We start from the raw sequence: 15087 nt of genomic DNA, 5'->3' as shown, positions 1-15087 counted from the left end.
AAAATTGAATATATATGTTACATTTTCCACACAATTTGTCCTAATGATCACTAATATTAAAAATTTATTTTATTTTTATTTTGCTCCCTCTAAAGAAATTACATCTACTTTATCACTTCGTTCCAAAGTTATTAGTATTTTTGTTTTTCTGCTATTACAATACTTGCTCTTACTTTTAATTACAAGTATTAGATATATTTTAGTTCTTAAAAATGTTTTACCTCCTCTAAATCATGATGATGAGACTTCGGCAATAGTAAATTCTTTGTTTTTTTCTGTATTTTTAGGACCTTTATTAGAAGAGGTTATTTTTAGGTTATGGATAGTTTATAATAAAATAAATATTTCTTTTTCAGCAACTTATTTATTACTTTGGTTATTTGGAACACTATTTCATGTATATTGGTTCAAAACACTCACTTCTATTTTGTTGTTTGCTTTGATATTTAGTTTAACTTTTACAGTTTTATTTTTTCTTTTGAAAAAGTATGAAAATCAAAAATTAATTAATTTTTGGCAAAAAAATCAAAAAGCACTTATTATAATTTCATGTATATTATTTACTGTTATTCACATAGGAAATTATATAGATAATAATAATTCTATAGCATATTACTTTATAACTTTTGCTCCTCAAATTTCTTTTGGATTCATTCTATGCTATATAAGAATAAGGATGGGATTTGGAGCTAGTGTTGCCACACATTCTATAAACAATTTTATACCATTGATTCTTTCTAAAATAATATGAACAACCCGTTACAACCAATATTGTTACCTTTCCTAGAACAGGGATTGGAAACACAAAATCAAAATATTAAGCTTTTACTTTACAAAAAAGATGTGAACATTTTTAATTCTTTAGATTTTGAAAGTGAAACAATTTATCAAGAACCTTTATTTTTCTCTTATTTTAATAATAGTGACAATAGTATTGCGCAATTAGAACAAATACTGGCTGGATTTTCTAATCGGAATAAATTTCGAGTGCAAACTGACGGCTTTGGAAAATTCTATATACCGAAAATAGGCTGGTTTATTACAGATAAAAAAAATGACAGTTTGATATTTTTTAAGAATGAAATGCTTTTAAAAAAAGAAGATGTAAAAGTAGATTTTACTTTAGAATCCCCTTCTTTAATTGAAAATACGTCTATAGAAATATTAAAATATCCTATTCCACTTTTGGAACAATGTTTTTTCAATGTTGATAAAAAATTAATAGAAGTAGAAATAGAAAAAATAACGAGAGAGCATTTAGAGCACCTTACTACAGCTTATCAACTCATTAAGAAGAATATACCGACTCAATTTCAGTTAATTGAAAAATATGCTAATAAATGTATGGTTTTCAATGTAAACACTTATGAAAGGAATTCCTTTGCTACTCTGAAAGCAGTCGGCATAGGTTTTTATAATGCCTACCAAGAAAATTATGATGAAGTGTTTTTTGTAGATGACATTGCACATCAGACAGGTCATGTCATCTTTTACACCTTACTTTCCAACGTTGATGATTTTTTCAAAGTTCCTAAAGAAACAGTTTTAGAAACTATTGAATTGCCAGATGGAACTTTTATAGAAAATAGAGATTTGTATGTCTTATTCCATGCTTTTTATACTTATTATACGAGCTTTATATGTCTAGATGCCTGTTTAGATGCAGGAGACTTTGACAAAAGACAAGTTCATGAAGCCAAGGGAAGAATTGCTTTTTATATCAATAAATGTTACAATGATTTTGTTCTAATAGATAAACAACCATTTGAAACAGAAGAAAATGCATTAAAATATTTTACTGAAAATGGTTTAAGTATATACAAAGAAATTAAAAATACATGGTTAGAAATGTCAAAAAAATGGTTTGATGAAGTTAAAGTCTATGATTTAAGTAATCAACCTTATAATTTTACCTATTCTAAGTTTATAGAGCTTAATCCATTAACATAATAAAAAAGCTCAATGAAGGTAGCAATTTTTTTTAGTCTTTTTGTCTTTTCTTTTTTTTCCCAAGAAAAAGATGCAAGAAAAATTTTACAACAGGAAATTATAAAAGAACATTTGGAAAATGGTGCATGGAAGCATATGCTTTTTTCTAAAGAATGGCAAGATAATATTGATACTGGTCTGAAAAAAGACAGTACTATTGCTTATCTCTGGCAGCAAAAAGCAATGCCTCTGTTTAAGCAAAGAAAATATGAATTGGGAATGCCTCTTATTGATAAAGCAGTATATTACGATGAGGAAGCCTATCTGCCATATCGAGCTTTTATCTTGTGTATTTTTGTCAAAAATTATTCTAAGGCTATAGATGATTTTAAGGAGTGTGTTAGGAAGTATGGAAATCAATATGAAATGGATCACACTTATAACTTTTACATTGCCTTGTGTTATCTTCAGTTGAATCTATTTGATAAAGCAGAAAAATTACTATCGGATGACATTAAGACTACGGTTAATAAAAACGGTGAAGATTGGGTGAATCCTGTTACTTTATTTTACTATGGCATTGCAAAATATGAACAACAAAAATGGAAAGAAGCAATTGTAGAATTTGATAAAGCTCTAAATCTTTATCCTAAATTTTCAGATGCTAAATTCTATAAAGCTATATGTCTAAAACATTTAAATGAAAATTTTAAAGCCAATATTCTTTTAGCTGAAGGTAAAAAAGATGCAGAAGAAGGTAATACAATTAGTGAAAGTAATGCTATTTATGAAAAATATCCTTATCAGGTCATATGGCGATAAAAAATAAGTTCCCATTTTATAAACAACTAGACAGTAGGGATTGTGGACCTACTTGTTTACGAATGATTGCTAAATTTTATGGCAAAACATTTTCTAGAGAGTTTTTAAGAGATAAAGCCAGTATTACAACTACAGGTGTGACAATGGCAGGTATAGCAGAAGCTGCGGAGGCTATTGAATTGAGAGCTTTAGGTGTACGAGTTTCAATTGAAAGCTTAGTTAATGAAGCACCGACTCCTTTTATTGTGCCATGGAGACAAAAGCACTTTGTAGTAGTATACAAAACTGATGAAAATAAAATTTATGTAGCAGACCCAGCTCAGGGTTTGCTAAGTTATTCTCATGAAGATTTTAGATTAGCCTGGACTAATGCAGTAGATGAAACTGGATTTTGCCTTTTATTAGAACCTAATACAAAATTCGATAGTCAAGAAGGAGAGAAAGTTCAAGCTAAAGGTTTCTCATTTTTATATCCTTATTTTAAACCTTATAGAAAACTGATTAATCAGCTATTTATAGGTTTGCTTGTAGCTACTGTTATTCAATTTATTTTACCTTTTCTAATGCAGACGGTTGTTGATGTTGGTGTAAATAACAAGGATATTCCATTTATATATTTGATTTTAGCATCACAATTCATTCTTATATCAACTCAAACGTTGGTCAGTATTTTTCGAGAATGGGTACTTATACATATTACGAGTAGATTTAATATTAAAATGATATCTGATTTTTTGTATAAAATGCTTAAACTTCCAGTTAATTATTTTGACACCAGAAATGCAGGAGAACATTTACAAAGAATCAGTGATCATACTCGTATTCAAAACTTTGTTTCTTCTTCAACGCTTAATATGTTGTTTTCGATAGTGACTTTTATTGTTTTCAATGGTATCTTAGCATATTATAGTCTTAAAATATTTTTAGTTTTTCTAGTTTCTGCTATTTTATATACAGGTTGGACTTTCTTTTTCTTAAAGAAAAGGGCGGAATTAGATTTTAAGCGTTTTGACCAAACTTCACAAAGTCAAAACAATTTATTGCAAATAATTAGTGGGATAAAGGAAATTAAGCTAAATAATTCACAACGTAAAAATCGATGGAAATGGGAATTTACACAAATTACATTATTTAAAACTTCCTTAAGTTCTTTAAAGTTAGCACAATATCAAAGTGTTGGAGCTAGTACGATTAATGAATTTAAAAATATTTTCATCACTTTTCTTTCTGCAAAGGCAGTAATAGATGGAGATCTTACATTAGGGATGATGACTTCGATACAATATATAGTAGGACAACTGAATGTTCCACTTACTAACTCTATAACTTTCATCCAGAATTGGCAAGATGCTAAAATTAGTTTAGAAAGACTTTCTCAAGTACATACAAAGGAAGATGAAGATGTAGTATCTGAAAATAAGCTAAAGGAATTACCTAAAGATAAAAGTATTATTCTTCGAGATGTATCATATAGATATGGTGGTAAATCTACACCATTTGTGTTAAAAAATATTAATTGTGTAATTCCTGAAGGAAAAACTACAGCAATCGTAGGTGCTAGTGGAAGTGGAAAGACAACTTTAATGAAGCTTTTGTTAAAGTTTTATGATATTACACAAGGGAGTATCGATATAGGAAGTGTTGATTTAAAGGGGATAAATAATGATTTTTGGAGAATGAATTGTGGCGCAGTAATGCAAGACACTTTTATGTTTAATGATACTATTGCGGGTAATATATCTGAATCCGAACAAAATGAAATTATTGATAGAGAAAAACTATATCATTCTGCTTTTGTTGCAAATATTGATGAGTTTATACAAAATTTACCAAATAAGTATAATACTGAATTAGGAACATCGGGTATTCGGTTGAGTGGAGGACAGGAACAAAGAATGATGATTGCAAGAGCTGTATATAAAAACCCATCTTATGTCTTTTTTGATGAGGCAACATCTGCTTTAGATGCCAATAATGAAAAAGTAATAATGGAAAATCTCAATCAATTCATTAAGGGAAGAACATCAATTATAGTCGCTCATAGACTGAGTACAGTAAAAAATGCCGATCAGATTATTGTTCTTGAAAAAGGAGAAATTGTAGAACAGGGAAATCATGAAGATTTAGTTTCGATGCGTGGTAAATATTATGAGTTAGTAAAAAACCAATTAGAATTAGGCAATTAATATGGACGAAATAAATGATGGTCTAAAAATTTATAGTGAGGAAGTCAGAGATATTTTGACAGACCCTCCAAAAACTATTTTGAAGTGGGGGAATACAATATTATTAAGTTTTATAAGTATTTTACTTCTTATCTCTTGGTTTGTTAAATATCCAGATATTATAACTTCCCAAATTATAATAACAACAGAGACTCCGCCTCAAAAATTAGTTGCTAAAAACTCAGGGAAAATAGATGCTATACTTGTAAGGGATAAAGAAACTATTTCAAAAAATACTCCTTTGGCTGTCCTTGAAAATTCTGCTAATTATAAAGATGTTTTTTTATTAAAAAGTATTGTAGATACAATTAATTTAGATAAATCAAATTTTCCTTTTGAAAAGTTAAAATCTTCACAGCTTGGAGATGTTGAAAGTACATTTTCATCATTTCAAAAAGAGTATATTGCTAATCAGCTCAATATTAATTTTAAACCTTATAAGGTAGAAAATAATGCACAAAGCTATGAAGCTATTCAACTCAAAGAAAGGTTAAGTTTATTGGAATCTCAGAAAAGTATTAACGAGTCTGAGTTAAAATTAAAGCATAGTGATCTTACCAGAAGTGAATTATTATATAAAGAAGGAGTGATTTCAACACAAGAAATTGAAAAGCAAAGAGTTTTATTTCTTCAAGATCAAAAAAACTATAAAAATGTATTAAGTAATATCTCACAATTACGATCATCCATAAACGAGCTTAATAAAAATAATAAAGTCACAATTATAAATGAAAGTAAGGAAAATATAAACTTAGAAAGAAATGTGCTTCAATCTTTTTATCAATTAAAAAAATCTATAAAAGATTGGGAATTAAGTTATGTTCTTCGCTCATCAATAAATGGCAGAGTTAACTTTTTACAATTATGGTCAGTTAATCAAAGCATTAATACTGGTGATAATGTATTTTCAATCATTCCTATGGGAGGGAATCAGTATATAGGAAAAGTAAAAGCTTCTGCACAAAATTTTGGAAAGGTTAAAGTAGGTCAAACTGTTAATATTAAATTAGCCAATTATCCCGATCAAGAGTTTGGAATCTTAGAGGGTGTTATCAATAATATTTCTCTGACTCCTGACAAAGATGGCAATTTGCTACTTGATGTCTCTTTACCAAAAGGACTACAAACATCTTATAAAAAAAGAATTGCTTTCCAACAAGAAATGAATGGCAGAGCTGATATAGTTACAGATGATTTACGCTTAATAGAAAGATTACTTTATCAATTTAGGAGTATATTCAAAAGATAATAATATAAGGTTATACCACTTCAATAAATGTACTACTTTTGTACACTTTGAAATACAAAACTACATAATAATTGATTTTATACTAGTAATGTTTTTACCAGAATGAGGTGGTTAATTTTTCAAAATTCTCCACAATAGTCAAGGTAATTTGTAAAATAATATAGTCTCTCAATAAAAAATCAGGAGACTAAAAAAACACAAATGATGAAAAAAATTATTAGTACGGGTAAATATATCACATAGTTTCAGATTTCCAAAACCTCATCGTCCTAACTTCCGTTTCCTTGTCTGTTCCCAAATTTTTCCAGGTTGTTGGTTGTTTTCGGTGAAAACTGGAAGCCTGTCCCTGATTTTGAAAAGACTTATCTTGTTTCGAATAAAGGGAGAATTAAGCGATTGAGTGGATGGGTTAATGAGAAAAGTAAAACATACTTTGGCGAACAGATTATGAGGCTTAATTGCGAGGTTAAACCCAACAATAAAAATATAGTTCATTTCTCCTTCTCTCTAAGGAAAAAAGAAAAGAGGTTTCAGGTAGCCCTCAACCGACTGCTTCATTATTGTTTTGTAAAGCCTTTTGATTGAATGATAAAACAATTGTAATTAACAACCAAATCCAACCTATGTAGCTAGTAAGATTTAGTTTAACACAAAGATTTAATATCTACGGTAAAGTTTTAAGGAAGCTAAGGTGGAATCATTTTTTAAGAGTGAACATAATCTTAGACCTTCTTAGCACGATTAGAAGTACGATGATGTAGTAAATAAATAAATCAACTATTCAGCCAGTTCAGGCATTCAGTAATCTGTAATTTACTGATAAAAACTTCAGCATTCACTTCCGGTTCCGGTGAAAGTCTAAGTTCTACTTTCTGGCTGGAATGCTTGATAATTTCGGAAACCGCGTCTTTATTAATGATAAATTTCCTGTTGATCTTAAAGAAAATTTCAGGGTTCAGCTTCTGAATAATATCTTTAATGGTATCATCATAAATATAGGTCTGATGATCTTTTGTGGTCAGGAAAAGGTATTTCCCGGAGGCAAAAAAGTAGGCAGTGTTACGCTCGTCTATTGATTTTAGTTTATTTCCTTCTCTTACCATGAAACGTTTCATCACCTCATCTTCTGCCTGTCGTAATGAGGACATAGATTTAAGAACCGGTTCAGGATCAAAATTGTTTCTTATGGAAATAAATTTTTGTAAAGCTTTATGGAGATCCTCTTCTTCAAAGGGCTTCAGAAGATAATCAATGGTAAAATGTCTGAAAACCCTCATGGCATATTCATCAAATGCAGTAATGAAAATAATCGGGGTAAAAAGTTCTACCTGTTCAAAAATTTCCAGGCTCATTCCATCTCCGAGATGAATATCCATAAAGATAAGGTCTGCGGATTCTTTTTCAAAGAAATCAACTGCCTGTTTTTTAGAACGAAGAATAACAGTCTCTGTAACAGGGACTATGCTCTGTGTATCCAAAAGATTTTTCAGATAATTAACAGCCAGCAGCTCATCTTCTATAATGGCAATTTTCATAACGATGCAAAAGTACAAAAAAACCGCTGAAACAATTAAGTTCAAGCGGTTTCCTCTGTATTGAATTTGATATGAAGTTCTATAAATTAGGGTTATTCTTCTTCGCACTCATTGGATATTCAATGGTATATCGCGGATCATTCTGCTGAAGAATATACTCATTACCACTAATGGTGTGGCTTATTTTTTTCTGATTTGCTCTTCTTAAGTCGAACCATCTTTGTCCTTCCAGAGCAAATTCTCTGAATCTCTCATCCAGGATAAAGTTCATCAATGCTGTTGAATCCATTGAGTTCACCGCATTTTGTACTGAAGTATATCCATCCGGAGTATATCTGTTTTTCATTACTTTGAGAAGTGCTTCTTTAGCTTCTGCGAGTTTATTCAACTTTAATAATGCTTCAGACTTGATAAAGTACTGCTCCGCTGTTCTGAAAGACACTTTGAATTCTAAACTTCCTCCTTTGGTGACTTTATACTTACTACCATTTTTTTCAAAATACATGCCAAACCTTTTATCTGCCGTGGAATTGTATGAAGAAATCAGTTCCGGAGATGCAAAAGATAAATTTTTGATTGAATTATCCCATGTATTATCCAAAGCCATGATCGACTCCGGGGAAGCATAATGGTTAGGTGGTGTGTTTACCGTATTTAAATTGCTCAGATCTCCTTTTACTGCCAATACCTGACCTGCATAGTTTAAAGCCTTGTTCCAGTCTCCTTCATATAGCGCTGCTCTTGCTTCAAAAGCCAGCAATGCTGTTTTTGAGAACCTGTAATTAACTCCCAGCGGCTGCTTCTGCTCAATCATCAAATCCTCAGCTTTTTTAAGATCTGCATGAACCTGATTGTACACCTCCTGTACTGATGATGGCTTCAATACCTGCTCAAGATCGATTTCAAGACTGATCGGAACTCCTCTGTCGGTAGAAGCTGTAGCACTATTATACGGTTTACCATATAAATTCACCATATCAAAATACAGGTAAGCACGAAGAGCATACGCCTCTGCTAAAATCTGATTCTTTTCAGGAGAATCCTGCATGGTTTTGCTTCCTTCATTGATAATCTGATTCAGATAAAAGTTCACGGAATAAAAGCTTACCCATGGAAATTCCGTAGATGCCTGATCATTATTAGCGTCTTTCCACATCGCAATTTCACGATAGGAAATAAAATCTGTTGAATTATCATCGATATTCACCTCATCGGTACGAAGTGCCACCAGTGATTTGTGAACAGGATATTTTGAATACGCAGATGTAAGGACTTTTCTATAGTCTTCAGTAGTCGTAGGAATCACTTTTCCTTCCGGCTGAATATCTAAAAACCTGTCGCATCCGATATTGATAAAGCTGATTGCTGCAAGAGCTATGATTGCTGTAATTTTTCTCATTTTTCTCAAGTTTTAAAAAGAAACATTAAATCCTACGGTCACCGACTTGGTGATAGGCTGTGCATAAATATTACCATACGTTTCCGGATCGAAATATCCTTTGTATCCGTTGCTGAATACAAACAGGTTACGTCCTTCAACGCTCAGTCTCAGGCTCGAAATCCCCATAGGATTTGTAAATTCTTTAGGAAGTGTGTACCCTAAACGGATGCTACTGATTCTGATATAGCTGATTTCTTTTGCCCATACATCCAGTAAGCTGTAGGCATTGGAACGGTTTCCTGTAAACCATTTATTGGCCATCCATCCGTCCGGGTTAGCTTCCATATCAGGACTTGTAATTCCCGGAAGCGAACCTCCAGCTTCATAAATATCTCTTGTGTAGTTTCTTCCTCTGTCTAACTCCATACCTCGGTAAGAAGGAGTTCTCATTACTGTCTGCTTCAGGTTGAATGTTGCAGAGATGGTAAGGTCAAAATTACTTACTTTAAAGGTGTTGATAATCCCTCCGGTAAATTTCGGATCTCTGTCTCCTACATAAGTAAACAGGCTTCTCAGCTCAGCATTTGAAAGTTTGGTATCAACAAGCTGCCCTGGCAGGAAATCTGCATACACATCATATAACTTAAAGAATTCTGCTGCTGAAACCTTCTGATCTCCTTTCCAGAATAATGGGTTTCCCTGTTCATCCATTCCTGCTGTTTTCAAAGCAAAAACAGCATTTACCGGAAGTCCTTCTCTTGATGGAAGCAATGCATTATCACGCGGCTGCTCACTCAATACTCTGCTCTTGTTATGTGCAAAGTTAATGGTAGTCGTCCATTTGAAATTATCATGATTGATGTTTCTGGTAGATATCGCCAGTTCAAAACCTTTGTTGGTCAGGCTTCCCCAGTTCATCATCGTATATTCGAATCCTGTTTCCAAAGGAGTTTCTTTCATACTGATCATATCCGTACCTTTTCTGCTGTAGACATCAGCGGTAAGGCTTACACGATTATTGAACAATCCCAAATCAAGACCTAAGTTGGTATTGGTTGTTTTTTCCCATCTCAGTTTATCGTTAGGAGGGCTGAGAACATTGATAATCGATTCTTTTCCTCCAGGAAGAATGGTGGCATCATTATATTCACCGATAAAGAATGGTGAGGTGTTTCTGTCGATATTTCCCTGAAGACCGTAAGATGCTCTAAATCTAAGGTTGGATACAGCAGAAATATTTTTCATAAAGTCTTCCTTCGTTACCAGCCATGATCCTGAAACGGCCCATATCGGAAGGTATTTATACTTTTTGTTAACTCCAAACAGGTTAGTACCGTCATATCTCACACTTCCAAAGAATGTATATTTCTGATCATACGTATAAGAAGCTGTAGCAAACATAGATGCATAGGCATTCTCGATAGGAGCTGCTTCACGGTAGGTTTCATATCTTTTATCAGCTGCAAAACTTGAATTCGGGAAAACGATTGCTGTGGCTCTTCTTGTTGAAGGATCGTATCCGAAAGCCCTCGTGATGGTTGTGTTATCTTCTGTTTTACGGATTTCTGTTCCTGCCATCAAATCAATTTCATGTTTATTGATCTTCGTGCTATATGCCGCCTGTAATTTCCAGTTGTACTGGAAGAAATCATTATCCCAGTTTTGTTTTACCGCACCAGCCGGCAGAAAGTAATTGTATTTACCGTCTTTGTAGTAACGGGTATTTTCTTTCATTTTTCTGGTAAAATAGGTATTCTCCGCTGCAAATTTCTCTGTTTTATTAGCATCATACTGAAGTCCCAACTGAGAAGTAAATCTTAAACTTTTTGAAGCTTTATATTCTAAATCTAAAATTGCTTTCAAAGAGTTATTTTTCAGTGAATAGTTGGTATTCTCTCGTTCTTCAAGGAAGTTGAAAGGAATATAACGATCTTCAAAACCATCCATATCTCTATCATAATTGTAGCTTCCATCCGCATTGAAAGGCTTCATGTAAGGATTGGCATTTCTTGAATAATTCACGGGGTTGATTGAAGCATCAGCATCTGTTACAAAAGATGTACGTTCGCTCTGCGTTCCGAAAATAGAGATTCCTGCATTTAACTTATCGCTTAGTTTATAATTGTTTTTCAAAGTCAGGTTATAACGCTTAAAACCTGTACCGATAGTTGTTCCTTCTTCATCATAATATCCCAGGGAGAAATAGTAATCTGCGCGATCACTTCCTCCTGAAACACTTAATCCGTATTGTTTGTTGATGGCATTTCTGTATAACAGTTTGCCCCAGTCTGTATTGTTATTTCTTAAACCGTTAATTTGTTGGCGTGTGAATGAGTTCAAAGCATCAAACCCTCCGTTTCTGAAAGCATCAAGCTGGTTATTCTGCGTCAGGATTCTCATTACTTCTCCTTTATCGGCACGGTACGTAAGATCTGCACGCTTGGCAAGCATCAGTTCCAGGTCTACTTTTTCAGAAGCATTTAAAAGATTTAATTTATCAAAATCAGGACGAGAGGTAACGAAAGTGTCTGCTGAGAAGTTCAGTTTCAGACTTCCTTTCTTTCCTTTTTTGGTGGTGATAGAGATAACTCCGTTGGCTGCTCTTGCTCCATAAATAGCTGTTGCCGCTGCATCTTTAAGGATGGTAATATCTTCAATATCGTTAGGGTTTAAGCCTGCGATAGAGAAGTTCTGGAGCTGATCAATATTGTCTTTATCCGTAAAATTCGGAACATCATTTCCTTCTAACGGAAGACCGTCAATGACCCATAGCGGATCCTGGGGACCGGAAAGGGAAGCTGTCCCTCTGATTCTGATCTTCGCCGGACTTCCCGGAGCTCCCGTTTCAGGAGTTACTGCCACACCGGCAATCTGCCCTGCCAGCATCTGGTCTACACTGGCAACACCAGCCTGGCTGATGTTGTCCATTTTAACGGTAGAAACCGCTGAAGTCTGCTTACGCTTTTCAATTTTCTGATACCCTGTGATAATAACTTCCTGGATTTTATTTTTTTCTGAAACCTCAGAAGTCAGTCTGATAGTATAATTAGTCTGTCCTTCATTCAGCTGAATGACTCTGGATTCATACCCAGGATAACTTACCAATACCGTTTTTGTATCAGCAGGGATTTCCAATATAAATTTTCCGTCCTTATCGGTTACCGTACCTACTGATACACTTTCGATAATTCCTTCCAACTCTGTTTTTGTAGAGACCGATTGGGTCTCGATTTTTATAGACGCACCGGTGATAACCTGAGACGTATTTCCGTCTTCTATTTTCCCGGTGATGGTTTTCTTTTGCTGGGCCATTGCTATATTAGCAGCCAAAAGAGGTAAAAGTATTAGAGTTTTTTTCATTGCCGTTTATTTGTTTAAAGCCTCTTGTATACGAATGATTAAATCTGTGTAATGTGCTCTGGAAGCATCATCACCTCTGTACCTTGTTCTGTTCAGTAAATCCAGAACTTTCTGAAGTTCTGCTCTCTTGTAAGTTGTCACTTCAGATACTCTTTTCATGGATGAATAATTGATATTCCTCAAACCATGATCATCTTCATGAAAATTACAGATGGTAGGCATATTCAAAGTATCATCTACTTTCAATCCTTTCACTGCTGTTTTTTCAAATAATTTGTTCACAGAGACAATCAAAGCATCCACATAATTTTTCTGAGTCATTTTCTCAAGCATCGTAAGGCTTCCTTTTTTACTGAAAATGGCAGTTCTAACCTGATCAAATAAATTTTCAACCGTATAGATTTCTTCTTTAGAGCCAGACACCTGATGTTTCAGCTCATTTTCAAGTAACCTCAACAATCTGTCATCCATAAACAAAGAATAGATATTTGCATACTGCATTCCTCTTGCCATGGTATATGGTGTCTGCTCGAATGGTCCCATTGGTGAATCCTTAACCGGATACGTTTTTTCTGTAATCGGATTAAAGAATAACCATTCCGGAAGGTTGATGGCATTTTTAACAAGATAATCAACTGCTCTTCTCTGAATTTCTGCAGGTACAGCTTCATAGGCTTTCTTCTTGTTACCAAAAACAGTATTGTTCAGATAAATTCCTCCTACATTCGCCATCACATGACCTGTATACAAATCCCACTGCCCGATTACTCCCAGATACAGTTTTCCGGCATCTGTGTATTCTTTACCATCTTCATACATCCATTTCAGGAGGTTGTTAATTACCACTTTCAGGTTTTTGATTCCGTACTCGCTGGCTTTCATCGCATCATCACCTAAATCTTCAGACTGCGAACGCGGATCAATGGTTTCCAGGTAGCTCTGCTGCTCTCCATAGAAGTACATCGGGTCATCTTCATGTTTTTCAATTAAGTTTTTCAGCGCTTTCTTCTCTACGAATTCATCCGGATACCAACGGTACCCCCACTCGATGGCATATTTATCGTAAAGACCAATTTTCGGAGTGATTGCTGTAACACCATCTTCCGGCTGAGCTACATAATTGTAACGGGCATAATCCATAATGGAAGGTGCCGTACCACCCATTTTGTCTGTAAATTCTTTGGAACGAAGCGACTCTACCGGGAATGCAAAGGATGCTCCCATATTGTGCTTCAGTCCGAAAGTGTGCCCTACCTCATGGGATGAAACAAAACGGATCGCTTCTCCCATATGTTCATCACTGAATTTATTTCCTCTTGCTTTAGGGTCAATAGGTCCTGTTTGAATTCTCATCCAGTCATGAAGAGAAGTCATTACATTATGCCACCAGATTATATCTGCTTCGATAATTTCCCCACTTCTCGGGTCTACTACTGATGGCCCCATTGCATTTGACTTTGGCGACGCGGCGTAAGTAATTACAGAATATCTTACATCATCAATATCAAAATCTTCATCTTTCTCATCCGGCATTTTCGCAATCACTGCATTTTTGAATCCTGCCTGCTCAAACGCCGCCTGCCAGTCATGTACTCCGGCGATAATCTTTTCACGCCATTGTTTTGGTGTTGCCGGGTCGATATAATAAACAATCGGTTTCTTGGGCTCTACCAGCTCACCTTTTAAATATTTTTCTTTGTCCTCGTCCTTCGGTTCAAGATTCCATTTGGTAATAAAGAATTTCTCATCCATTTTTTGCTGATTGTCATTAAACGACCAGTGTTTTTCGGAGAAAAATCCTACTCTTGAATCCGCTACTCTTGGTTTCATCGGTATTTTAGAAAGAAGAACCAGATTGGTAGTAACGCCTAATGTTACCGGAAGATCTACCCCGCCTTCATTGACAGAAGTAGACAATTGGGACTTCACCACAATATTCTTAGGAAAAGTCTTCACACCTTCTATATAAGAAAGACTTGATTTCACAGATCCACCCAATCCTACATTGGCCAGCACATCATTAAAGCTTTTCTGGTTTCCGTCAAAAACTTTGTTCACTTTAATGGCTACAGCCGTAGAGTCGTTGTTTTGTGCTTCAATATCAAAGACTTCAATCACAGATTCTGAAAAATTGTCTTTCACAGATTTTGTAATCGCATCATTTTTTGGGGATGACACTTTAGGTACCACCGTTTTTACCCATACTTTTTTAGCTACAGGATCACGGTAAAAAGAGATGACCTTATTCTCATAGTTCATTCCTTTGTTCAAACCAGCCTCATTGACCTGCATGGGAACCTGAGAAAGTTTGTTGACCACCAAAAACTGACGTCCCATCAAACTGTCAGGAATTTCAAAATAAATATCCGTTTTTACCTGAATGGTATTAAAAAGTCCTTTTTTATAGGTTCCTTTTTTGATCAGGTCTTCAATCTTTTTGGTTTTCTTGGAGGAAGAGGTTTCTGTCTTATCCGTTTTTTCTTTGTTGACCTTTACCGTATCTTTATCTTTTTTCTGTGCTATTGCCATTGGTGAGGCCATAGCAAGACCGAGATACAGTGCCAGCCTGTAATTCTTCATTAAAAT

The 15087-nt window shown here is 34.3% G+C and carries 10 protein-coding genes; 6 read left to right on the top strand and 4 right to left on the bottom strand.

The window, feature by feature from the left end; translation table 11 throughout:
• Positions 1-43 precede the first annotated feature (43 nt).
• The 6 genes from ACLI50_RS12530 (at position 44) to ACLI50_RS12505 (ending at position 6810) form a co-directional block, all read left to right on the top strand.
• Positions 44-751 carry a CPBP family glutamic-type intramembrane protease gene (locus ACLI50_RS12530; protein ID WP_343644194.1) on the top strand — a complete coding sequence of 236 codons (708 nt, stop codon included), beginning with the start codon at positions 44-46 and terminating at the stop codon, positions 749-751.
• Positions 748-1950 carry a hypothetical protein gene (locus ACLI50_RS12525; protein WP_343644195.1) on the top strand — a complete coding sequence of 401 codons (1203 nt, stop codon included), beginning with the start codon at positions 748-750 and terminating at the stop codon, positions 1948-1950. Before ACLI50_RS12530 ends, ACLI50_RS12525 begins: the two co-directional genes overlap by 4 nt.
• Positions 1951-1962: 12 nt before the next feature.
• A complete protein-coding gene (locus ACLI50_RS12520) occupies positions 1963-2751 on the top strand; it encodes a tetratricopeptide repeat protein (RefSeq protein WP_411413914.1) in 789 nt (262 codons plus the stop codon).
• Positions 2742-4937: a peptidase domain-containing ABC transporter gene (locus ACLI50_RS12515; RefSeq protein WP_411413913.1), complete on the top strand. Its 2196-nt coding sequence runs from the start codon at positions 2742-2744 to the stop codon at positions 4935-4937. The genes ACLI50_RS12520 and ACLI50_RS12515 overlap by 10 nt, the downstream gene beginning before the upstream one ends.
• 1 nt (position 4938) lies before the next feature.
• Positions 4939-6225 (top strand): HlyD family secretion protein, encoded by a 1287-nt coding sequence (locus ACLI50_RS12510; RefSeq protein WP_343644138.1) that lies wholly within the window; start codon positions 4939-4941, stop codon positions 6223-6225.
• A gap of 309 nt (positions 6226-6534) precedes the next feature.
• Positions 6535-6810 carry an NUMOD4 domain-containing protein gene (locus ACLI50_RS12505; RefSeq protein WP_411413912.1) on the top strand — a complete coding sequence of 92 codons (276 nt, stop codon included), beginning with the start codon at positions 6535-6537 and terminating at the stop codon, positions 6808-6810.
• Between the two features lie 188 nt (positions 6811-6998).
• Here ACLI50_RS12505 and ACLI50_RS12500 read toward each other — a convergent pair whose 3' ends face one another.
• The 4 genes from ACLI50_RS12500 to ACLI50_RS12485 form a co-directional block, all read right to left on the bottom strand.
• Positions 6999-7760, bottom strand: a complete 762-nt coding sequence (locus ACLI50_RS12500; RefSeq protein WP_411413911.1) for a LytR/AlgR family response regulator transcription factor — start codon at positions 7758-7760, stop codon at positions 6999-7001.
• A gap of 79 nt (positions 7761-7839) precedes the next feature.
• Positions 7840-9159 (bottom strand): RagB/SusD family nutrient uptake outer membrane protein, encoded by a 1320-nt coding sequence (locus ACLI50_RS12495; protein ID WP_411413910.1) that lies wholly within the window; start codon positions 9157-9159, stop codon positions 7840-7842.
• Between the two features lie 12 nt (positions 9160-9171).
• Positions 9172-12501 carry a SusC/RagA family TonB-linked outer membrane protein gene (locus ACLI50_RS12490; protein ID WP_411413909.1) on the bottom strand — a complete coding sequence of 1110 codons (3330 nt, stop codon included), beginning with the start codon at positions 12499-12501 and terminating at the stop codon, positions 9172-9174.
• 6 nt (positions 12502-12507) lie between these two features.
• Positions 12508-15081: a zinc-dependent metalloprotease gene (locus tag ACLI50_RS12485; protein WP_411413908.1), complete on the bottom strand. Its 2574-nt coding sequence runs from the start codon at positions 15079-15081 to the stop codon at positions 12508-12510.
• Between the last annotated feature and the right edge of the window lie 6 nt (positions 15082-15087).

The organism is Chryseobacterium cupriresistens (genome assembly GCF_046614675.1).
GTDB classification, from domain to species: Bacteria; Bacteroidota; Bacteroidia; order Flavobacteriales; family Weeksellaceae; genus Chryseobacterium; species Chryseobacterium cupriresistens.
Note: the sequence above shows the minus strand (reverse complement) of the source record. Positions and strands in the feature narration are given on the sequence as shown.

Coding starts and splice junctions, on each gene's coding strand:
- ACLI50_RS12530 (WP_343644194.1), top strand. CDS start 44: ATGATCACTAATATTAAAAATTTATTTTATTTTTATTTTGCTCCCTCT.
- ACLI50_RS12525 (WP_343644195.1), top strand. CDS start 748: ATGAACAACCCGTTACAACCAATATTGTTACCTTTCCTAGAACAGGGA.
- ACLI50_RS12520 (WP_411413914.1), top strand. CDS start 1,963: ATGAAGGTAGCAATTTTTTTTAGTCTTTTTGTCTTTTCTTTTTTTTCC.
- ACLI50_RS12515 (WP_411413913.1), top strand. CDS start 2,742: ATGGCGATAAAAAATAAGTTCCCATTTTATAAACAACTAGACAGTAGG.
- ACLI50_RS12510 (WP_343644138.1), top strand. CDS start 4,939: ATGGACGAAATAAATGATGGTCTAAAAATTTATAGTGAGGAAGTCAGA.
- ACLI50_RS12500 (WP_411413911.1), bottom strand. CDS start 7,760: ATGAAAATTGCCATTATAGAAGATGAGCTGCTGGCTGTTAATTATCTG.
- ACLI50_RS12495 (WP_411413910.1), bottom strand. CDS start 9,159: ATGAGAAAAATTACAGCAATCATAGCTCTTGCAGCAATCAGCTTTATC.
- ACLI50_RS12490 (WP_411413909.1), bottom strand. CDS start 12,501: ATGAAAAAAACTCTAATACTTTTACCTCTTTTGGCTGCTAATATAGCA.
- ACLI50_RS12485 (WP_411413908.1), bottom strand. CDS start 15,081: ATGAAGAATTACAGGCTGGCACTGTATCTCGGTCTTGCTATGGCCTCA.